Genomic DNA, 18,886 nt, shown 5'->3' with positions numbered 1-18,886 from the left:
AAATTTTCAGGCAAGTTTGGGCTGTTTCTGACAAAAAAAGCCCCTGAACTGCGCAGGGGCGAATACGCTAACGCGGTAATTCTTTTAGGCTTTTTCTTTCTCATTTACGCCGAGTGTTTAGCATTCGTTAAAAAGTATAGCCGTGGCTATACTCAAATCCCTGATTTTATTGTCTTTTTTTTTGCAAAAATTCATGGCAGGATGCGTTCTTCATTCAGCTTCTCGTGCTTATTTTTCCCGCGAGATTTGTTCTTTTGAGGCCTGAGCGGAGACTCAGCTATCAAGTTGGTATAACCACAATGAATTTGTATGCAACTCTCATTCTGGCGTTTGGCATGTCGATGGACGCCTTCGCAGCGGCAATCGGTAAGGGTGCCAGTCTGCACCGTCCGAGCCTGAAAGAAGCGCTGCGCACCGGGTTAATTTTTGGTGTGATAGAAGCCCTGACGCCGCTGATTGGTTGGGCTGTAGGGCTGGCTGCCAGCCGCTACGTTATGGCCTGGGATCACTGGGTGGCATTTACCCTGCTGTTTGTGCTGGGTGCACGAATGATTGTGGAAGGGTTCCGCAAAAAAGAGGTAGTAGAAGAAGCACCACAACGACATGGTTTCTGGCTGCTTGCCGCGACGGCGGTGGCGACCAGTCTGGACGCGATGGCGGTTGGGGTTGGTCTGGCATTTTTGCAGGTCAATATTGTCACCACCGCGCTGGCAATTGGCGCATCGACAATGATCATGGCATCTATCGGCATTTTGCTTGGCCGTTTCCTTGGTCCGGTAATGGGCAAGTGGGCTGAGATTTTCGGTGGCGTGGTATTGATTGGTATTGGCGGCAGTATTCTGGTGGAACATCTGGGCCTGCTGGGCTGAGAAAATAGTGAGCAGGTCAGCATCTGCCTGCTGATGCTTTTGCTGATTTAAAGAAATTTGTGATCTGGTTCAAATTTTATTGCTGCGGAAAGATTCGGTTGTTATAATTTTTCCTGTAATAAATCAACAAAATTTGAATCGGAGACGAGATGAAACGATTTTTTAACTATGTTGCCCGTTGTTATGTGGAAACCTTCAGACACGTTCCGCCTGGTGCAATGTACTGAAATTGATGCAGATACCCTCTGTGAGTACGGTCAGGGAATGACCGGGCCAGTCCATCCAGCCACCAGCCACCAGCCACCAGCCACCAGCCACCAGCCACCAGCCACCAGCCCCCAGCCACCAGCCACCAGCCACCAGCCACCAGCCTCTAATCCCATTTAAAAGCCAATAACATCCCCTCCCGCCATGTCCTGAACATCACAGCTTACTAACCTGAACTGCTTATTCTGACAGTCCACAACGATATGACTGCTAACACAGTGGCCGGTTTAACCATCCGGGCCAGAGTCTTAAGCGGTTGTTCCCTCCGGTTTTTCAGGTTAATTTTATCACGCTGTTTTTTTGGAAATTTTATTCTCTTACTGGAGGCTGTGTTTAATGTTCAGAAAGATATTACTTTCCGCTGTATTAGCGGGTATCAGCAGTTACGGCGTGGCAGCTTACGCTGCATCATCCACCTCTCTTGGTGACTATCAGGCGATCAAATCCGCGCTGAGCACGGGCAAAGCGGTCAGAATGGTCACCACATTTGACCACTGTGAAGGTCAACGCGATGGTAAGCCGCGCAGTATCAAAATGATCGGCGGTCTGGTGATCGACAGCTTCCTGATCCCTGACGACAAATATATTATTTTTTCTGACTACCATCAGCGGCTGAGTGACAAGGGCGGCTCACCAGAAGTTGAGTTCACGCGTTACAAAATCATGCCGGACAACCACCTGCTTATCGAAACGAAAAGATACTCATCTGTGGCCTCTTCGGGCGCATCGCAACAACCTGGCGGTTTTTCTCCGGTCACCTGGAACTGCAAAATTGGTAGCGACGCACAATTTTATACCGCGTCCTGACAGTCCTCTCTGCCGGTATGGCGTGGTGTGGAAGCATCCGGACTCCCGGCAGGAGCAGGGCAGAAGTCGTTTTATACGCTTCGTCTGACAATCAACTTATGGCCGGAAACCCGCGCAATTAATCGGGGTGTGGGTTTTCAGCTGCCGTAGCCGGATGCCGCCTGATTGGGAGATTGCTCAGGAGGTGAATGCGCAGATTTAGCTATTGCTGTATGAATTTAGCATCACATTAAGTTCCGCAAGAAGCTATATGAAGACCCGGAAAGTCTGTAAATGGACATGAATAGCTTGCTGTGGCATTACAATAATGAGCGAACTCCTCAGGGGGAAAATGTTCTTCTGAAGTGCGCCAATGGTCACTTTACTTGATGGAAAACGGGTCTGGGCAGAAAAGAATCTGACCAGATTTAATCTGACAGACACCTGTATGAATAACCGGTAACTGTCAGATCAGATCCGAGTTAGCACATCCCATATATGCCGCCTTCAGGCTGTGTACCGATAATAAAAAAATACAGAACTTTGAACAATCTCCATTTATCATCAAGAATCTGTTAATAACAGATTTTTTCTTTTGATCTAATCCTCAAGCCATTTGCTTTTTAAGTTGAGGAAATATTTTTGTTTTATGATTTTATCGGTCTTGTCCTTAAAATCTACAGATCCATATCCAGTATCATATATACCCCACTCTCCATAAGAACCGTCTTTGAATGTGACAGTGCCGGTAGCGATGCAGGGAGAGTAATACTCATGAAGCCACCCATAACCTTGATCTGATATCTGCGCTTTAGCAAAAAAATCTATTAATTGCTTTTCTGTGGGGTTCCAGCCTTTACAAACTACCTTATAGTTATTCGGATCGTCTTTAGTGTCTTCCACAGGGTGACCGCTTTCCAGTATCTCCAGACGAATAACTTTCATACCTGCCAGGCTAAATAAAGGAAGAGAAAAAAGGATTGAACATATGAATATTTTTTTTAGTCCCATTGTGCTGTACTCGCTTCCGTTTTATTTTTTCTTCCTATATCGGGATGTCTGTAAACTTCACTCATGGATACTCTGAATACCCTGGCCAGTTCCGGAACTAACCATTTAAGAGATTCATTCTGCTTGTCTGTAACCGTTTCGAAAACTTCTTTTCCCTTAGGACCTGTGGCCAATCCAACAAGCTCTATGCCTATACTGTCACTGTTATTGGGGAATCTTTCAGGAAAGTTTTTTTCCTTTTCTATGTCATAGATATTCTTAAATGTTGTTTTTTTCCATGGGCTGTTATGCAAACTTATCAATGCGGTTTCAGTAGGTTTGCATTTCTTCTTTAAAAAGCATCTGGACTTCATCAAGCCAACATGCCAGGTCACTTTAAATAACGACGCTGTTTGATAAACTTTACCGTTCTTATCTATTAAAAAATGCGCACCGGTTGCATTTTTATTATTGTAGCTGTTAAAGGTACTTTGTACTGTGGGACTTTGAGTCTGATGCACCACAATACCATTAACTTTTCCCAGCCTGCCGCGTTCTATGGTCTTGAATATTTTTCTCTCTATACGCTCATCAAAAATATAACCATCCTCGTCTATATACATCTCATATTCCTTTATTAATGATTAGATGGATGAATTCGCTTTGATATCGTAACCCATCGCCACCACACCCATTTTTCCACCTTCTGCACTCTGAGGCAGGTATTCCATTTTTACTTTTGAAAAAGCCAGTCCCACTTTCTCTACTGGCATGGGCATATACCTGTATCCAACAGGAAAGACACGAGTGATAATTAGCTCGCGGAGAGTGATTTTAAAAAAATCTACAGGTGATGAGTCTCCGGCTTTTCTGACCGTTAGGGTTGCTTCAGGGATGTGTTTACCACTCAGGCAGTACTGAAGAAGCGTTGTCGAAGAGTTATCGATGAAGTGATTAAAATATAAATCGTTAACCTTAGCTTTTCCGGCGCCACCGCCACTGCCGGAGTGCATATTGTTTTTCTGAAAGACTGACCAGTCCCACCGTAAAACCTCAATCTCTCCCCGGTGCGTTGCATCCTGAGATTCGCCCGTAATACCCTCAATTCTGATAAAGATGTCCTGTGCCATCGTATCTGCTTCCCTGTAAAAATAATCGATAAGTTCAGATCAAGTCTGAGCTGGTACATATTAAATAAAGGTTGGTCAAACTTCGACTGCTGTTGACATTTCCATTATGCCAATCACATTTTCACCCTTTTTTTCATTCTCCAGCTGCCACAAGCATCGCTGGTCTGTCACGCCCGACCGGCAAATCTCTTCTTCTGGTTTAAAAAATTACCCTCAGGAATGCCCATCTTCTTACGGGCTTCGCCGACGCGAGTGCCGGTCTCGGCCTGCTTCAGTACATGCGCAATCTGTTCTTTGGTATAACGAGTCTTTTTTATATAAAGATGAGCCTCCCGATTATGTGAAAAAAGACCGGGTTCTGTAATTTAGGCCATATCTGACACGTAGAATTGCACTTCAGCGGAGGTCAGCAGATATCTGTAAAAATCCCAGTCGTCTTCTTTAATCTGCGTGCAGAACAGCCTGGCTGAAGTGAGCAAAAGAGGTTCGGCCAATGCCTGTTTTCCCCTGTCGTCTGATTTTCTATCGCTATTTCAACGGCCCGAGAGATTTTGTGGCGGGTTTACGCTTATTAAGGCCCGCCAGACGCCGTAAAACAGCCCCTCAATCCTGGCTCTGATACTCGTCCCAGGTCGCATTCTGGCAGGCTTGTTGGCTCTGACGTGCGACTTTCTTTTGATCTTCATTCAGATTCATCCACGCGGCGACCACGGTTCTCGCCTCGTCTTCATCGAATGCCGTATCTTCCTGCTGGGGAGACGCCGCGTCACCGGGTGGGGTGAGGGTTTTTAACCGGGCAATATAGCTGTCGGCAGAGCCTGAGGATTTTTCCTGCGTGACGATAGTACAAAGGTTAGCGATGTAGCTCTGTGCCGGATCGTCAGTTTCACCTTCAGCATGGGCCGCACCGATTGCTGTTATAACAGCGAGCAGTAACACCACTTTTTTCATACCTGCTCCTTATCAAAGGTAAAAATTAAAATTTATTTTGCGCCTGTAACGGCGAGCACTCCAGGCACCTCGTGGTCAGGATTTTGCCTGAATCAGAACACGACTTCATGCAGGATCGAACAATTGAAGCAATTTTTTACCGTTCAGGCCTGGTGGAACAGGCAACGGCTGGCTGGCACAGTCCGGGGTTAACCGGTTTTGACAGGATGGGGCAGAAGCAGAGCAAAAACTCTCCACATCCCGCAGGACGTGGAGAAAAAATCTTATTCAGGCATTGCGGAAGAGTGGTGAGTGGAGATTAACCACTTTTCGCCGTTCCAGCTGTAGGTGAAGGTATAGCGTGCTGCGGCTTTACTGCCGTCTCCAAAGGTGAAGGTGTAGGTGCCGGTATCAATGGCTTTGTTGCAGCCGATGCGAACCGTCCGGCTGTCAATGTGCCCGACGGGTTTTTTAGCCAGGAATTTCTTGAAGTAATCGATTCGTTCTTCGTCAGTGAGGCGAACCTTATCAGATAATGTTGGTAGCAACACGGCGTCGGACAGGTAATTTTCTGATACCGTTTTTGCATCCCCGGTTTTCAGAGAGTCGTTCCAGCGGTCAAACATTGCAGCCACTTCAGACTCAGTCATCTTAACGCACGGCGTATTTTCCTGAGCAAAAGCAACAGAAGATGTCAGTACTCCGGCAACCATAAGTCCAATAATTCCAGCTTTCATTGCGTTATCTCCTTGGTGATTAATGACCAGAAGATAACACGGAATATTAAATAGTAATTAAATAGATATTCTTAATTTTCGATATTTATTTTTATTTAAAATAAGTCTTTTATTTGTTATTTTTTCTGATATTTCCTGTGTCTTATAAAATTAATGTATGTGGTTTAATCTTCAGTTTTTCTGATATATAAACGTAATTATACTTAAATTTACTCGTGGCAGAGATTTATCTTATTTGTTTTTTGTATGATGCCTTCAGGTTAATTACTGAGGGTAACATGATGAAAAATAATTTGATTATAGGTTTTGTCGCGTGCTCGCTTTCCCTGCCAGCTTTTGCTGCCGTCTCAGTCAATCAGTATGAGGCTCAGGGTTTAACAAAGATGGGGGTGGTGAGTCTGAGCGCTTTCAGAGGCAGCCCAAATGAGGCGATGGAGGCCATCCGGGAAAAAGCAATCAATGCGGGTGCCGAACGCTATCGTATTACCAGTTTTGATACTCCGGGCGACTCCAGTTTTATCAGAGCAACGGCCGTCATCTATCGGGATTAAAATCCCCCCTTCACCAGGAAAATATTAATGAAGGGGGCAACTGAACAGCTGTGAATATTATCACAGCTGATTAAATTTAAATCAGGCGTGAATAAGCTGTCTGACCCAGGCAACAATCTCTGCGTCTTTACCCTGTTCAAACAGACACTGCTGGAAGCGCTTGCCGCCCACTGCCGTTTTGACCAGTTCAGGATCGATGGCGCGCAAGGTATCCAGATAGTTATCTTTGATTACCGCACTTTTAACCTGGTTCAACAGCCCGGCATTACGAACCTGCGGCTCTTTACGATCGACCGGATATCCTTCGCCCCTCCGGCCGGTAAAGGCTTTTTCGAAGATATAGCGAACATTCAGCTCGGCTCCCCAACCAAAGCCTTTGGCAAAGGGCAGCGAAAGCGCATTGCCGTTATTGATCTGGGCGAAAAGAAAAGCATCCGCCGGATCGATACAGTAACCACAGACCACGCCAGGATGGATATTGAGTGACATCAGCGCACCCTGGCCTGTGCCACAACCCGTCACCACAAAATCCACCGCCTTAGCGTTGAGTAAAATGCTGGCCATAATGCCAAGATGGATATACGTCAGGTGGTGATCCTGTTCATCGCTCATTCCGACGTTATATACCGCATCATGGTTATCTTTAGCTACGGCCTGCAACTGTTCCAACACCGTGGCATTTTTTGCTGCCTGGCTGTTTTCCATCATCAGTGCAATATTCATGTTCTCTCCTGCATTAAGCATTGAGTCGTTAAAAGGTCCGGGGGTCAGCGCGCCAGCCAGCCGCCGTCCACCGCGAGGGTATAGCCGTTTATATAGTCAGAAGCCCTGGAGGCAAGAAACACCACCGGGGCGGCTAAATCTTCAGGCTGTCCCCAGCGCCCGGCGGGAATTCGGGACAAAATTTCCTCACTGCGCGTTTCATCTTTACGCAGCTTTTCTGTGTTGTTGGTGGCGAAGTAACCCGGAGCCAGCGCGTTAACGTTGATATGGTATTTAGCCCATTCGTTAGCCAGCTCGCGCGTCAATCCCATCACTGCGCTTTTTGACGCAGTATAGGAGGGAACCCGGATGCCGCCCTGAAATGAGAGCATGGAGGCAATGTTGATAATTTTGCCGCCGCTGCCCTGAGCGATAAACTGGCGTGCCACCCGTTGTGATAAGAAAAACATTGTCTTGATGTTGACGTTCATCACATCGTCCCAGTCCTGTTCACTGAAATCCACCGCGTCTTCGCGACGGATAATGCCAGCGTTGTTCACCAGGATATCGATCTGCCCCATTTCGTCTACCGCACGTTCCAACAGGGAGGAGAGTTGATCCTGCCTCATCAGGTCGGCCCTCAGGCTGAGAAAACGACGTCCCAGCGCGTTGACTTCTGCCGCTGTTTCCACCGGCTCACTGCGGTTAATCGCCACAATGTCACAGCCTGCCTGTGCCAGACCTGTTGCCATGCTTTTCCCTAAGCCGGTATTGCATCCGGTGACGATGGCCACCTTTCCGTGAAGAGAAAAATCATCAAGAATCATGCGGTTTCCTTATTCAGAGATAGGCGTGCAGATACTCCACCAGACAAAGGATCGCCATCGCCTGGCCGTAAGGCATCGAGGTGAGCGGTATCTGGCGGTAGAATTCAAGATCTTTGCCCATGCCGGTTCCGAAGGAGACCTGAGTCAGTTCGCCATCGTCATTGATGCGTGCGATCAGCCCCTTCAGTGCCTTCTCTGCTACGGCGACATAGCGCGGGTCGGCATAGTGGCGACGTGCCGCTTTCAGCATACCGAACGCAAAGCCAGCGGTTGCTGAGGCTTCAAGATAGGAATGGGGATCGTCAAGCAGCGTATGCCACAGACCGCTGTCATCCTGGCATTGCTCCAGTGCAGCCAGCTGGCAGGCCAGCACCTGTTGCAGGAAGCGGCGCGTGGCATCGTTTTCCGGCAGGTCCAGCAACTCCAGGAACTCCGGAATAACGATGGTCAGCCAGCTGTTACCCCGCGCCCAGCGGGCGTTGGCAAAGTTATGGTGACCGTCGAATGTCCAGCCGTGAAACCACAACCCGGTTTCTTTATCCATCAGATGCTGGGTATGCAGCATAAACTGATATTTTGCTTCTTCGATGTACTCTGGACGATTCAACAACTTGCCAATTTTTGCCAGCGGCAGCACGGTCATCATCAGGGTGTCATCCCATAGCTGCTGATGATTCTCTTCAGCCAGGGTGATGTGCTGCAAGCCTGCCAGTTCGGTGCGCGGCATAGCGTGCATAATCCAGTCTGCCCAGCTTTCCAGGTAAGGCAACCAACGTGGATCGCGCGTCTCTTCATAGCGATACGCCAGCGTCAGGAAGGGACAAACTGTATTGACGTTCCGCGTGGTCGAGCCCTCGGCAAATCTGTCGCTGAACCAGTCGTCGACAATCTGCCGCAGACGATCGTCGCCGGTTAACCGGTAATACTGGTGGATACCATACAGGCCAACGCCGTGGGTCCATTCCCAGCCAGCCCAGCCTTTGGTATCGATCACCCTGCCGTCGTCGAGACGCAACAGAAATTCGCCGGTTTCATCGGTAATATTGACCAGGTTATCCACCAGCTTATTAATCAGCCGATGCAGTTCCCCTCTTTCGATAAACCGCTCTGGCTGTCGCAGCAGCGGGCTGTGTTTTACCGGATATACCACCATCATGCACTATCCTCTGAATCTACTAAAGTTGGCCAGGACGGGATAAGTTGTCGCTGGCATTTTTTACTGTTGCCTCAGCCGCTTTGGCGGACAGCGTTTTGGCTGCCGGTTTGTCGCGGTTGAGAAACCCAATATTGTTGTTTCCCCACAGTGACTCGTATGGCATACCGGCTAGCATCTCCAGCGTGGCGCGTGCCAGGGGGGTAATGTCGTTGGGAACGATGTCGCCTGCCACCCGCATTTTTTCTGCTTCATTACGCAGAATCTGGTGTGTTTGCAGGTTCAATTTGAAACGTAAAGAGATGAGGAAGCCCATCAGCAGTACCAGCAGTGTTCCCACACAGAGAATGGCCAGAATGGTATGGCTGACGGTGCTGTTTTGCTCACTGCTGCCGGTGACAAAGCCCGACAGCTGCATCAGAATGCCCACCAGCATGACGGCTCCCGCCTGAGAGGCTTTGCGCGTCAGCGTCATCACCCCGGCAAAAATGCCTTCGCGGCGCTGGCCGGTGATCACTTCATCCACATCAGAGATGTAGGTGTAGATATTCCAGGGCACATAGTTGATGCCCCCGCGTCCCAGACCTGCTACGGCCGAGATCAGCAGCAGCAGCGAGAACACATCGCTCATTCCCGCGTAGTAAAGTACGCCATAGGAGAAAGCGCTGAGGCCAAACAGCACCACGACAATCCGGTAAGAGGGGGCTGGTCCGAAGCGAATGCACAGTGGGATCATGCCGATAACGGCAACAAATTGCAGAATCGCCATCGTGCCCATCAGATTGGAGGCCACGGTGGCGCTCTGCATCAGTACAAACACCACGTAGTAGGTAAACACGGCGTTAAACACGTCCTGGGCGATATAGCCGCCAAGATACATCCCCAGATGCTGGCGGAAGATGCGGATGCGCAGCGTGGAGAACAGATCAACCTTCAGACGATGCAGGCTCTGACCCAGCGTCAGTTTTTGTTGTTCATCGGCCAGTGCGGCGGCGGATTTCTTCTCTGCTGGCCGTTCCCAGGTGTACAGATAGACCAGGGTCAGCACAAGCGCACAAAGTATTGAGAACACCAGGCTGGAATAAAAGAAGGATAAAGGATTATCTTTGCCGAAATAGCTGAGCAGAATACCTGGTAAAAATGCGGCCAGGATAGCCGAAAGCTGCGCCAGCGCAATGCGTGCGCCGGAAAATTTGGTTTTCTCTTTAAAGTCATCGGTCATTTCCGGCACCAGGGTTTCATAAGGCACCAGAATCGAGGTATAGACCACTTCAAAGATCAAATAGGTCAGCAGGTAATAGACATAGGTCATATCGCCGACCCACATCAGACTGTAGCTGAACACCAACGGAATACCGATAAGAATAAAGAACTTACGTCGGCCAAAGCGTTTGCCGAGCCGGGTGGCACCGAAATGGTCGGTCAGATAGCCCATTAGCGGGCTGACCACGCCATCTACAATACGGGCCATCGCAAAGATGGAGGTTGCCTGGATGGGACTTAAACCACAAAAGGTGGTGTAAAAATACAACAGCCAGGCTGAAGTTAATGCCATCGTTCCGGCGCCGAGAAAATCTCCCGATCCATAAGCCAGATAGTTGAGCATTCCAGGTTTACGTGTCGTCATAGTATTCATCCTGATTAGCCTATATACACGCCCGGCGAGATGTCGGGGGAAGTGGGTAAAGTAGAAGGATGAAGGGAGGAAAACCTTTGCGATTCTGCCAACAGTGAAGGGGCAATGGCGGTAGAAGGAAGAAAATACCGGACAGCTTCACTAATTTAATAAAATAGCGTTTCATTTTTATTGAATTTGCATCCCTGCAATCCTGCCGATCTCCAGTTGCTATAATCTGTTGTCGAGAATTTTTTATCCTGTTCTGAATCAAAATTCCTTTGCAAAATCATCTTATAGTAGACGTGCTTATAACACTCAAAAGAGGAATGGAAGATGAAAGCTGCCGTGGTAAATCAAGATCACTCTGTTGACGTCGTGGACAAAAAGCTGCGCGCCCTTGCACACGGCGAGGCGTTGCTGAAAATGGATTGTTGTGGCGTTTGCCACACTGATTTGCATGTAAAAAATGGCGACTTTGGCGACCGCACCGGCGTGGTGCTGGGACATGAAGGTATCGGTGTGGTGAAAGAAGTGGGCCCGGGAGTGACGTCGCTTAAGGTGGGCGATCGTGCCAGCGTTGCCTGGTTCTATGAGGGATGCGGTCATTGTGAATATTGCACCACCGGCAATGAAACGCTGTGTCGTGATGTTAAGAATGCCGGTTTCACCGTAGATGGTGGCATGGCCGAAGAGTGCATCGTGGTGGCGGATTATGCGGTGAAGGTGCCGGATGGTCTGGATTCAGCCGCGGCCAGCAGTGTTACCTGCGCAGGGGTGACAACCTACAAAGCGGTAAAAGTTTCCGGCATTCAGCCGGGCAAATGGATCGCCATTTATGGTCTGGGTGGCCTGGGCAATCTGGCATTGCAGTATGCGAAGAATGTGTTTAATGCCAAAGTGATTGCGATAGATGTCAACGACGCCCAGTTACAGTTTGCCCGCGATATGGGCGCGGACCTGCTGATTAACCCGGCGAAGGAAGATGCGGCGAAGGTCATCCAGGAGAAAACCGGCGGCGCTCACGCGGCGGTGGTCACTGCGGTAGCCAAATCGGCATTTAACTCTGCGGTGGATGCGATGCGCGCCGGGGGCAGGGTGGTTGCGGTGGGTCTGCCGCCAGAATCCATGAGCCTGAATATTCCACGCCTGGTGCTGGATGGTATTCAGGTGGTGGGTTCGCTGGTTGGCACACGGGAAGATCTGGCGGAAGCGTTCCAGTTCGCCGCCGAGGGCAAAGTGGTGCCGACCGTGACCAGAAGGCCGGTTGAGGACATTAACACCATTTTCGATGAGATGCTGGAAGGCAAAATTAAAGGACGTATGGTTATCGACTTCGCCATGAAGTAGCCCCGGAGCTGGGAGCAAGCGATAGATAAAAAGGGGGCGAGTGCTATATCGCCCCCTTTTCTGTTGGTGACCGGGCAGAGCCGCCGCCTGTCAGGCGCTCATAAAAAAACTGGAACGCTCAGGCGCTTCAGGCTCCAGACAATTACAGACAGTGAGCCACAACAATGAGAGCAACCAACCGGTATTGTTTAACATCGACTTTCCCTTGATTAATGGCGTTGACAGCATAAATGTATATCTGAAAGTAAAAATCGCCACTTCCCCCGCCCTTTTTGTTCATCCGCTCGTTTTATCATCCCGCCCCGCAAAAAATATCCTCTATGTTTATAACCTGTCTGGCGCGGTTTCTGGCCGGATGTGATGCCCCTGCTGAGGATGATTATGGTGTTAAAAATTTTTCACGTTCTGTTACCTGCGGCCCTGTTAATGTTCAACGCAGCGGCAGCCGAGTCGGCCACGCCGCAGTTTGGCGCTGAATTACAGGGCTTTGATTTTACCTTGCCGGTGCAGAGATTCAGCTTTACGTCCCAGGGACAGGCGCTGGTGATGGGCTATATCGACAGCCAGCCGCAGGGAGAAGCGAATGGCCGGACGGTGGTATTGCTGCACGGCAAAAATTTTTGCGGTATCACCTGGCAGGACACCATCACGGCATTAAATCACGCCGGATACCGGGTTATCGCGCCGGATCAGATCGGCTTTTGCACCTCAACCAAACCGATGCGCTATCAGTACAGTTTCCAGCAGCTGGCGGCGAATACCCGGCAGCTGCTCGACAGTCTGCATCTCAGTGACATCATTCTGGTGGGACATTCAACCGGCGGCATGCTGGCCACTCGTTATGCGTTGATGTATCCGCAGCAGGTGCAGAAGCTGGTGCTGGTGAATCCGATTGGTCTGGAGGACTGGAAGGCGAAGGGGGTGCCGTGGCGCAGCGTCGATCAGTGGTATCAACGTGAACTGAAAACCTCGGCGGCCAGCATTAAAAAGTATGAGCTGAATACCTATTACGTTGGCAAGTGGAAGCCGGAATATGACCGCTGGGTCACCATGCTGGCCGGACTGAACAACGGGCCAGGGCATCAGGCCGTGGCCTGGAACTCCGCTTTAATCTACGACATGATTTTCACCCAGCCGGTGTATTACGAATTCAAAGACCTCGCCGTGCCGACCACGTTAATTATTGGTACGGCTGACACCACGGCAATAGGTAGCGATATCGCGCCGCCGCAGGTCAGGGCAAACATCGGCCATTATAATGTGCTGGGCAGGCAGGTGGCGGCCCTGATCCCTCACGCCAGGCTGATTGAATTGCAGGGGATGGGACACGCGCCGCAGATGGAAGATCCGGCAGGTTTCAATCGGACGCTGTTAAGCGATATCAAAAAATAGCGAGGTGCCCGGTGTTTGCCAGGCTATAACCTCAGGCTATAGCCTGGCAATAAACAAGCATTATCCCGCCCCCGGCATTGATGAAATAGTCTTCTCAGGCAACCCTGCAACCTGACAAGAGACTCTGGCTATGCTTATCCCTCAACCCTATCTGTTATTTCTTGGCGATGTGACTGACCCGCTGGCGGCGAAAACGGCGCGCGGCATTCAGGTCTGGCGGCCTGAACAATGTGTTGGGCAGATTCGCCTGCCCGGCTGCTCTGTCTCACTGGGCCTGAGTGATATGACGATTGCTGACGCCATCACGGCCGGAGCCAGAACGCTGGTGCTGGGCACCGCCAATGCCGGCGGTTTTCTGCCAGAGCACTGGCTGGAGACGGTGCGTGCTGCTATCAGCGCAGGTATGAACGTTGCCAGCGGCCTGCACTATCGGCTGGTGGATAATCCGGAGCTGGTGGCGCTGGCGAAAACGCATCAGGTTGAACTGTTTGATATCCGCCACATGCGGCCAAAACTGGACGTCGGCAGCGGTAAAAAACGCAGCGGCAAGCGCGTGCTGACCGTTGGCACCGACTGCTCGGTGGGCAAAATGTACACCTCCCTGGCACTGGAATCCGCGATGCGCGAGGTGGGCCTGAAGGCTGATTTCCGGGCGACCGGACAGACCGGCATTCTGGTGGCAGGCGAAGGTATCGCCATTGATGCGGTGATCGCTGATTTTATTGCCGGTGCGGCGGAAGCTCTTTCTCCGGCCAACGATGACGACCACTGGGATATCGTTGAAGGACAGGGTTCTTTGTTTCACCCCTCCTATGCGGGTGTCAGCATGGGGCTGATCCACGGCGCGCAGCCGCACTGGCTGGTGATGTGTCACGAAATGCATCGCCCGCATATGCGCCATCTGCCCCACCAGCCGATGGTCAGCCTTGCGGACTGCGTACAGGCCAACCTGCAAGCCGCCAGAGTCACCAGCGAGAACGTCCGGCTGGCGGGTTTTGCCATCAATACCTCCGACTTCAGCGAACAGCAGGCCCGTGACTATTGCCAGCAGGTGAGCGATGAGTTTGGCGTACCGGCGACCGACCCGGTGCGTTTTGGTATCGCTGACATTGCCGCCCTGCTGAAGGAGCAGGGCTGATTATGCGCCGTATGCAGGTTGAAGTGGTGGAGCTACCGCTGGCGCGGCCCTTTGCCATTGCCCGGGGCACCCGTACCGCAGTTACCGTGGTGCGGGTGACGCTGGAGCAGCAGGGGTTTATCGGGCGCGGCGAATGTACGCCGACCGCGCATTACCGCGAAAGCGCTGACAGCGTTACCGCGCAACTGGCCGCCGTGCAGGAAGACATTGAAAATGGCCTGTCGCGGGAGGCATTGCAAAGCCGGTTACTGCCTGGTTCTGCACGAAATGCGCTGGACTGTGCGCTATGGCGTCTGCAGGCGGCGCTGAACAAACAGACCCTGTGGCAGCATCTGGATACCGTGCCGCCGCAAACGGTCATCACCGCGGAAACCCTCAGTCTGGACGGCGTCGAACAGATGGCGACGGCGGCAGCCGACGCGGTTTCTCGCGGGGCGGTGTTGCTGAAAATCAAGCTGAACCGCGAACTGATTCTGGAGAAGGTGGCGGCCATTCGTGCGGTAGCCCCGCAGGCCACGCTGATTATTGATGCCAACGAATCCTGGAGCGGTCTGGATCTCAGCAGCCTGTTCACTGCGCTGACGCAGTACAGCATAGCGATGATTGAGCAACCCCTGCCTGCCGGAAATGACGCGGATTTGCAGCGTTTTGACCATCTGATCCCGGTCTGCGCGGATGAAAGCTGTCACCACCTGGGCGATATCGCGGGCCTGCGCAATCGTTACGAAATGATCAACATCAAGCTGGATAAATGCGGCGGTCTGAGCGAAGCGCTGGCGATGGTGCAGGTCGCCCGGCAGCATCAGCTGCGGCTGATGGTGGGCTGTATGCTCGGCTCGTCGCTGGCCATGGAAGCGGCGCTGCCGGTGGCGGTGGCGGCGGAGCACGTCGATCTTGACGGCCCAATCTGGCTGGCGGCAGACAGTTCGCCTTATCTCTCTTATCACCAGGGACGTATCTGGCTGTGACGCAGCCTGCAACCGGAGCCAGCATGACGGAAATTCTTCAGTCCGCCTCAGCAGGCGGCACCTGCTCACCGGTATTACAGGTGAAGGACCTCAGCGTCAGCTTCAGCGGCCGGGCTGGACGAAATCTGGCGCTGAAAGGCGTCTCTTTCAGCATCAATAAAGGAGAAATTGTCGCCGTGGTGGGGGAAAGCGGCTCCGGTAAATCCGTCACCTCGCTGGCGGTGATGGGACTGCTGGCACCGTCGGCCACCATTGAGCAGGGAAGTATTCACTTCACCCCGCGCAGTGGCACGGCGACCTCTCTGCTCAGCATGAACAGCCAGGCGCGGCGCAGGCTGCGCGGTCGGGAGATGGCGATGATTTTTCAGGAGCCGATGACCTCGCTGAATCCGGTGCTGCGGGTGGGCGACCAGCTGACCGAAGCGCTGAAAGACCATCAGCTGTGTGACAGCAAAACCGCACAGGCGAAAGCGCGGGCGCTGTTGCGCAAAGTGCGTATTGCCGATGTGGAGCGGGTGATGAAAAGTCATCCCTACTCGCTTTCCGGCGGGATGCGCCAGCGGGTGATGATTGCTCAGGCGCTGGCCTGCGATCCACAGCTGCTGATCGCCGATGAGCCGACCACCGCGCTGGATGTCACCGTGCAGGCGCGTATTTTACAAATTCTGCGGCAGTTGCAACAGCAGAGCGATATGGCGGTGCTGTTTATCACCCACGATATGGGCGTGGTGGCAGAAATTGCCGATCGCGTGGTGGTGATGTATCGCGGCGAAGTGGTGGAGCAGGGCAGCGTACAGCAGATTTTCAGCCAGCCGCAGCACAGTTACACCCGGGCGCTGCTGGCCGCCGTACCGCGGCTGGGCGATATGCAGGAAAAGCGCTGGCCGCAGCGTTTCCCGCTGCCGGGTGAGGAACGGGATGACGACGCGGGGGTGCAGCAAACCGCACGCTACGAAGAGAAGCCGCTGCTGGATATCCGTGGGCTGAAAGTTTACTACCCGATCCGCAGCGGATTGTTTTCGGCGCTGACCCACCGCGTCCATGCGGTGGAGCAGATTGATTTTTCCCTGTGGCCCGGCGAAACCCTGGCGATAGTCGGGGAGAGCGGCTGCGGCAAATCCACCACCGGCCGGGCGCTGTTGCGGCTGGTGTCCAGTGAGGCGGAGAGCATCCATTTTCGCGGTGAAGAGATAACGCAGCTGAAGGAACCGGCTTTTCAGCTGTTGCGCCGTGAGATGCAGATGGTCTTCCAGGACCCTTATGCCTCGCTTAACCCGCGTCTGACGGTGGGCTTCACCATCGCTGAACCCCTGCTGTTGCACGGACTGGTTAAATCCCTGGAAGAGGCGACACCGCAGGTGCAGGCGCTGCTGAAAAGCGTCGGACTGCTGCCGGAGCACGCCCGCCGCTATCCACATGAGTTTTCTGGCGGCCAGCGTCAACGTATTGCCATCGCCCGCGCCATGGCACTGAAACCGCAGGTGATCATTGCGGACGAAGCGGTATCTGCTCTCGACGTCTCGATTCAGGCACAGGTGATTAACCTGATGATGGATTTGCAAAAAGAGACCGGTGTGGCGTGGATTTTTATCTCCCATGATATGGCGGTGGTGGAGCGTATCGCTAACCGCGTGGCGGTAATGTATCTGGGCCAGATTGTCGAAATGGGTCCGCGCCAGTCGGTGTTTAACCATCCGCAACATGCTTACACCCGTCGCCTGCTGGCTTCCGTGCCCGTCGCCGATCCTGAGCGACGCACCGTGCGTGAGCTGGACGACGCTGAAATTCCTTCGCCGCTGCGCAAAGCAGGCGTTGAAGTGGCAAAACTTCGCTACCGCCAGGTTGCCCCGCACCACTGGGTGGCAGAAGGCGATGCTTTTAATACCTCACCAGGAGAGACACCATGAAGCCTTCAGTACGCCGTTCTGCCGTCGCCCTTGCGCTGTCACTGTGCCTGTGCGGCATGGTTCAGGCCCAGGATTTGCGGATTTCCGCCTATGTCGATATCACCGGGCTTGATCCGCACGACACCTCGGATAATGCCAGCTATTCCGTGCAGAGCGGCATCTTCGAGCGCCTGTTCCAGTTCGACAACAAAATGAAACTGGTGCCGTGGCTGGCTACCGATTACAGCAGTAATGCCGATGCGACCGAGTTCACCCTTAACCTGCGCAGCGGTGTGACCTTCCAGGATGGCACACCCTTTGATGCCGAAGCGGTAAAAGCCAACCTCGACAGGCTTGCCGATCAGAGCAAAGGCCTGAAGCGTAACAGCCTGTATAAGATGATTAACGCGGTCACCGTCACCTCCCCGACTCAGGTGAAGGTGGCGCTCAACCGCTCCTTCGGCGCGTTTATCAATACCCTGGCGCACCCGTCGGCGGTGATGTGGAGCCCGGCGGTGCTGAAGCAATATCCGCAGGAAGCCCAGTTGCGTCTGCATCCGACCGGCACCGGTCCGTTCCGCTTCGTCAGCTGGCAGCCGGGTAAAGAGGTGAAGCTGACTAAATATGACGGCTACTGGCGCAAAGGCTGGCCGAAGGTGGATAACGTGATGATCTCTCCGGCACCGGAAGATGCCACCCGGGTGGCGGCGCTGAAATCCGGTCAGGTCGACGCCATCTATCCGTTACCTTCCGACCTGATTGCCACCGTGCAGAACGACAGCAAACTGGCGGTGCAGCGTGATGAAAGCATCTACCTCTATTACCTGGCGATGAATAATCAGCATAAGCCGCTGGCGGATTTACGCGTACGTCAGGCGATTAACTACGCCATCAACCGCGATATCTGGCTGAAAGTGGCCTGGGCGGGAATGGGCAAACCGACCACCTCTGCCATTCCGCCAGCGGTGCAGTTCTACAGCAAACAGAGCGAGCCGGACTACAGCTATAACCCGGCGAAGGCAAAAGCACTGCTGAAAGAGGCGGGTTACGGCAGCGGATTAGCGTTAAAGCTGTGGGTGACCAACACCACCTCCAGCGTCCGCGCGGCGCAATTCCTGAAACAGCAGCTGGGCGCAGCCGGGATCAGCGTCACGGTGACGCCAATGGATTCCGGGGCGCGTGACGCGAAATTGTGGGGCGTGAAAGATCCGAAGCAGGCTGAATTCGACCTGTACTATGGCGGCTGGTCCACCTCCACCGGCGACGCTGACTGGGCGCTGCGTCCGCTGTTCGCCAGCGAATCCTGGGTGCCGACGTCGTACAACGTCTCTTACTACAGCAACCCGGAAACGGACAAAGCCATTGCCGCCGGACTGCAAACCGCCGATCCGGCGAAACGGGCTGCGGCCTATGCCGACGCGCAAAAAATCATCTGGAAAGATGCGCCGATTGCCTTCCTTGGCTCACCGGACAACCTGGTCGGGAAAAAGAAGAATCTTGAAGGTGTGTCATTGCTGGCTGACGGCTCGTTGCTGTTTACGCAGGCCGAGTTCAAATAATCCATCCGGGCGGGAGCGCTCCCGCCTGTGCTACCG

The 18,886-nt window shown here is 52.6% G+C and carries 19 protein-coding genes and 1 pseudogene; 9 read left to right on the top strand and 11 right to left on the bottom strand.

All coding sequences use genetic code 11. From position 1 onward, the window contains the following. Positions 1-299 precede the first annotated feature (299 nt). On the top strand, positions 300-869 hold the full coding sequence (mntP, locus tag BG55_RS04275; protein WP_034934661.1) for a manganese efflux pump MntP: 570 nt from the start codon (positions 300-302) through the stop codon (positions 867-869). Positions 870-1,126: 257 nt separating this feature from the next. Here mntP and BG55_RS23380 read toward each other — a convergent pair whose 3' ends face one another. After that, the gene (locus BG55_RS23380) at positions 1,127-1,252 is read right to left on the bottom strand and encodes a hypothetical protein (RefSeq protein WP_268745050.1); all 126 of its coding nucleotides are present in this window, start codon (positions 1,250-1,252) and stop codon (positions 1,127-1,129) included. A 220-nt stretch (positions 1,253-1,472) separates the two neighbouring features. Here BG55_RS23380 and BG55_RS04270 point away from each other — a divergent pair, with 220 nt between their 5' ends. Then, positions 1,473-1,943, top strand: coding sequence for a VirK family protein (locus BG55_RS04270; protein ID WP_034934659.1), 471 nt, complete (start codon positions 1,473-1,475; stop codon positions 1,941-1,943). A gap of 579 nt (positions 1,944-2,522) precedes the next feature. On the opposite strand, the gene BG55_RS04265 is transcribed toward BG55_RS04270, so the two are convergent. The 6 genes and pseudogenes from BG55_RS04265 to BG55_RS04245 form a co-directional block, all read right to left on the bottom strand. Next, complete coding sequence (locus BG55_RS04265) at positions 2,523-2,867, bottom strand: hypothetical protein (RefSeq protein WP_152542619.1); 345 nt, start codon at positions 2,865-2,867, stop codon at positions 2,523-2,525. 56 nt (positions 2,868-2,923) lie between these two features. After that, the gene (locus BG55_RS04260; protein ID WP_034934653.1) at positions 2,924-3,535 is read right to left on the bottom strand and encodes a peptidoglycan recognition protein family protein; all 612 of its coding nucleotides are present in this window, start codon (positions 3,533-3,535) and stop codon (positions 2,924-2,926) included. A 21-nt stretch (positions 3,536-3,556) separates the two neighbouring features. Beyond that, a complete protein-coding gene (locus tag BG55_RS04255) occupies positions 3,557-4,042 on the bottom strand; it encodes an Hcp family type VI secretion system effector (protein ID WP_034934651.1) in 486 nt (161 codons plus the stop codon). Positions 4,043-4,168: 126 nt separating this feature from the next. Continuing rightward, positions 4,169-4,359: pseudogene (locus BG55_RS23155) on the bottom strand (transposase); the annotation flags it as partial. Positions 4,360-4,645: 286 nt separating this feature from the next. Next, positions 4,646-4,993, bottom strand: coding sequence for a hypothetical protein (locus BG55_RS04250; protein WP_034934648.1), 348 nt, complete (start codon positions 4,991-4,993; stop codon positions 4,646-4,648). Between the two features lie 263 nt (positions 4,994-5,256). Next, a complete protein-coding gene (locus tag BG55_RS04245) occupies positions 5,257-5,709 on the bottom strand; it encodes an SgcJ/EcaC family oxidoreductase (protein ID WP_034934646.1) in 453 nt (150 codons plus the stop codon). 278 nt (positions 5,710-5,987) lie between these two features. Between BG55_RS04245 and BG55_RS04240 the strand changes: the two genes are divergently transcribed. Beyond that, positions 5,988-6,260, top strand: a complete 273-nt coding sequence (locus BG55_RS04240) for a YdgH/BhsA/McbA family protein (RefSeq protein ID WP_071994972.1) — start codon at positions 5,988-5,990, stop codon at positions 6,258-6,260. A gap of 81 nt (positions 6,261-6,341) precedes the next feature. Here BG55_RS04240 and BG55_RS04235 read toward each other — a convergent pair whose 3' ends face one another. The 4 genes from BG55_RS04235 to BG55_RS04220 are packed head-to-tail and all read right to left on the bottom strand — an operon-like array spanning position 6,342 to position 10,578. Then, positions 6,342-6,983 carry an RpiB/LacA/LacB family sugar-phosphate isomerase gene (locus BG55_RS04235; protein ID WP_034934643.1) on the bottom strand — a complete coding sequence of 214 codons (642 nt, stop codon included), beginning with the start codon at positions 6,981-6,983 and terminating at the stop codon, positions 6,342-6,344. 44 nt (positions 6,984-7,027) lie between these two features. Further along, positions 7,028-7,789 (bottom strand): 2-dehydro-3-deoxy-D-gluconate 5-dehydrogenase KduD, encoded by a 762-nt coding sequence (kduD, locus tag BG55_RS04230; RefSeq protein WP_034934641.1) that lies wholly within the window; start codon positions 7,787-7,789, stop codon positions 7,028-7,030. A gap of 13 nt (positions 7,790-7,802) precedes the next feature. Further along, complete coding sequence (gene bglB, locus BG55_RS04225) at positions 7,803-8,942, bottom strand: beta-galactosidase BglB (protein WP_034934708.1); 1,140 nt, start codon at positions 8,940-8,942, stop codon at positions 7,803-7,805. 22 nt (positions 8,943-8,964) lie between these two features. Continuing rightward, positions 8,965-10,578, bottom strand: coding sequence for an MFS transporter (locus BG55_RS04220; protein ID WP_052018678.1), 1,614 nt, complete (start codon positions 10,576-10,578; stop codon positions 8,965-8,967). 315 nt (positions 10,579-10,893) lie between these two features. Here BG55_RS04220 and adhP point away from each other — a divergent pair, with 315 nt between their 5' ends. The 6 genes from adhP to BG55_RS04190 all read left to right on the top strand — a co-directional run bounded on the left by adhP (position 10,894) and on the right by BG55_RS04190 (position 18,850). Then, positions 10,894-11,907, top strand: a complete 1,014-nt coding sequence (gene adhP / locus BG55_RS04215; protein ID WP_034934635.1) for an alcohol dehydrogenase AdhP — start codon at positions 10,894-10,896, stop codon at positions 11,905-11,907. A gap of 381 nt (positions 11,908-12,288) precedes the next feature. Beyond that, on the top strand, positions 12,289-13,299 hold the full coding sequence (locus tag BG55_RS04210; protein ID WP_235192711.1) for an alpha/beta fold hydrolase: 1,011 nt from the start codon (positions 12,289-12,291) through the stop codon (positions 13,297-13,299). Between the two features lie 130 nt (positions 13,300-13,429). Beyond that, positions 13,430-14,437: an N-acetyltransferase DgcN gene (gene dgcN / locus BG55_RS04205; protein ID WP_034934633.1), complete on the top strand. Its 1,008-nt coding sequence runs from the start codon at positions 13,430-13,432 to the stop codon at positions 14,435-14,437. Positions 14,438-14,439: 2 nt separating this feature from the next. Further along, positions 14,440-15,405, top strand: a complete 966-nt coding sequence (dgcA, locus tag BG55_RS04200; protein ID WP_034934629.1) for an N-acetyl-D-Glu racemase DgcA — start codon at positions 14,440-14,442, stop codon at positions 15,403-15,405. Between the two features lie 23 nt (positions 15,406-15,428). Then, positions 15,429-17,312, top strand: a complete 1,884-nt coding sequence (locus BG55_RS04195; protein ID WP_034934704.1) for an ABC transporter ATP-binding protein — start codon at positions 15,429-15,431, stop codon at positions 17,310-17,312. Further along, the gene (locus BG55_RS04190) at positions 17,309-18,850 is read left to right on the top strand and encodes a glutathione ABC transporter substrate-binding protein (protein ID WP_034934627.1); all 1,542 of its coding nucleotides are present in this window, start codon (positions 17,309-17,311) and stop codon (positions 18,848-18,850) included. Before BG55_RS04195 ends, BG55_RS04190 begins: the two co-directional genes overlap by 4 nt. Positions 18,851-18,886: the final 36 nt, after the last annotated feature.

This window comes from Erwinia mallotivora (assembly GCF_000590885.1).
In the GTDB taxonomy this organism is placed as follows: domain Bacteria; phylum Pseudomonadota; class Gammaproteobacteria; order Enterobacterales; family Enterobacteriaceae; genus Erwinia; species Erwinia mallotivora.
The sequence above is the reverse complement of the archived record's forward strand: the minus strand, read 5'-3'. Positions and strand labels throughout refer to the sequence as shown.

What these genes read in the sequence shown, in the direction of transcription:
- mntP (WP_034934661.1), top strand. Translation starts at nt 300, where the DNA reads ATGAATTTGTATGCAACTCTCATTCTGGCGTTTGGCATGTCGATGGAC.
- BG55_RS23380 (WP_268745050.1), bottom strand. Translation starts at nt 1,252, where the DNA reads ATGGGATTAGAGGCTGGTGGCTGGTGGCTGGTGGCTGGTGGCTGGGGG.
- BG55_RS04270 (WP_034934659.1), top strand. Translation starts at nt 1,473, where the DNA reads ATGTTCAGAAAGATATTACTTTCCGCTGTATTAGCGGGTATCAGCAGT.
- BG55_RS04265 (WP_152542619.1), bottom strand. Translation starts at nt 2,867, where the DNA reads ATGAAAGTTATTCGTCTGGAGATACTGGAAAGCGGTCACCCTGTGGAA.
- BG55_RS04260 (WP_034934653.1), bottom strand. Translation starts at nt 3,535, where the DNA reads ATGTATATAGACGAGGATGGTTATATTTTTGATGAGCGTATAGAGAGA.
- BG55_RS04255 (WP_034934651.1), bottom strand. Translation starts at nt 4,042, where the DNA reads ATGGCACAGGACATCTTTATCAGAATTGAGGGTATTACGGGCGAATCT.
- BG55_RS04250 (WP_034934648.1), bottom strand. Translation starts at nt 4,993, where the DNA reads ATGAAAAAAGTGGTGTTACTGCTCGCTGTTATAACAGCAATCGGTGCG.
- BG55_RS04245 (WP_034934646.1), bottom strand. Translation starts at nt 5,709, where the DNA reads ATGAAAGCTGGAATTATTGGACTTATGGTTGCCGGAGTACTGACATCT.
- BG55_RS04240 (WP_071994972.1), top strand. Translation starts at nt 5,988, where the DNA reads ATGATGAAAAATAATTTGATTATAGGTTTTGTCGCGTGCTCGCTTTCC.
- BG55_RS04235 (WP_034934643.1), bottom strand. Translation starts at nt 6,983, where the DNA reads ATGAATATTGCACTGATGATGGAAAACAGCCAGGCAGCAAAAAATGCC.
- kduD (WP_034934641.1), bottom strand. Translation starts at nt 7,789, where the DNA reads ATGATTCTTGATGATTTTTCTCTTCACGGAAAGGTGGCCATCGTCACC.
- bglB (WP_034934708.1), bottom strand. Translation starts at nt 8,942, where the DNA reads ATGGTGGTATATCCGGTAAAACACAGCCCGCTGCTGCGACAGCCAGAG.
- BG55_RS04220 (WP_052018678.1), bottom strand. Translation starts at nt 10,578, where the DNA reads ATGAATACTATGACGACACGTAAACCTGGAATGCTCAACTATCTGGCT.
- adhP (WP_034934635.1), top strand. Translation starts at nt 10,894, where the DNA reads ATGAAAGCTGCCGTGGTAAATCAAGATCACTCTGTTGACGTCGTGGAC.
- BG55_RS04210 (WP_235192711.1), top strand. Translation starts at nt 12,289, where the DNA reads ATGGTGTTAAAAATTTTTCACGTTCTGTTACCTGCGGCCCTGTTAATG.
- dgcN (WP_034934633.1), top strand. Translation starts at nt 13,430, where the DNA reads ATGCTTATCCCTCAACCCTATCTGTTATTTCTTGGCGATGTGACTGAC.
- dgcA (WP_034934629.1), top strand. Translation starts at nt 14,440, where the DNA reads ATGCGCCGTATGCAGGTTGAAGTGGTGGAGCTACCGCTGGCGCGGCCC.
- BG55_RS04195 (WP_034934704.1), top strand. Translation starts at nt 15,429, where the DNA reads ATGACGGAAATTCTTCAGTCCGCCTCAGCAGGCGGCACCTGCTCACCG.
- BG55_RS04190 (WP_034934627.1), top strand. Translation starts at nt 17,309, where the DNA reads ATGAAGCCTTCAGTACGCCGTTCTGCCGTCGCCCTTGCGCTGTCACTG.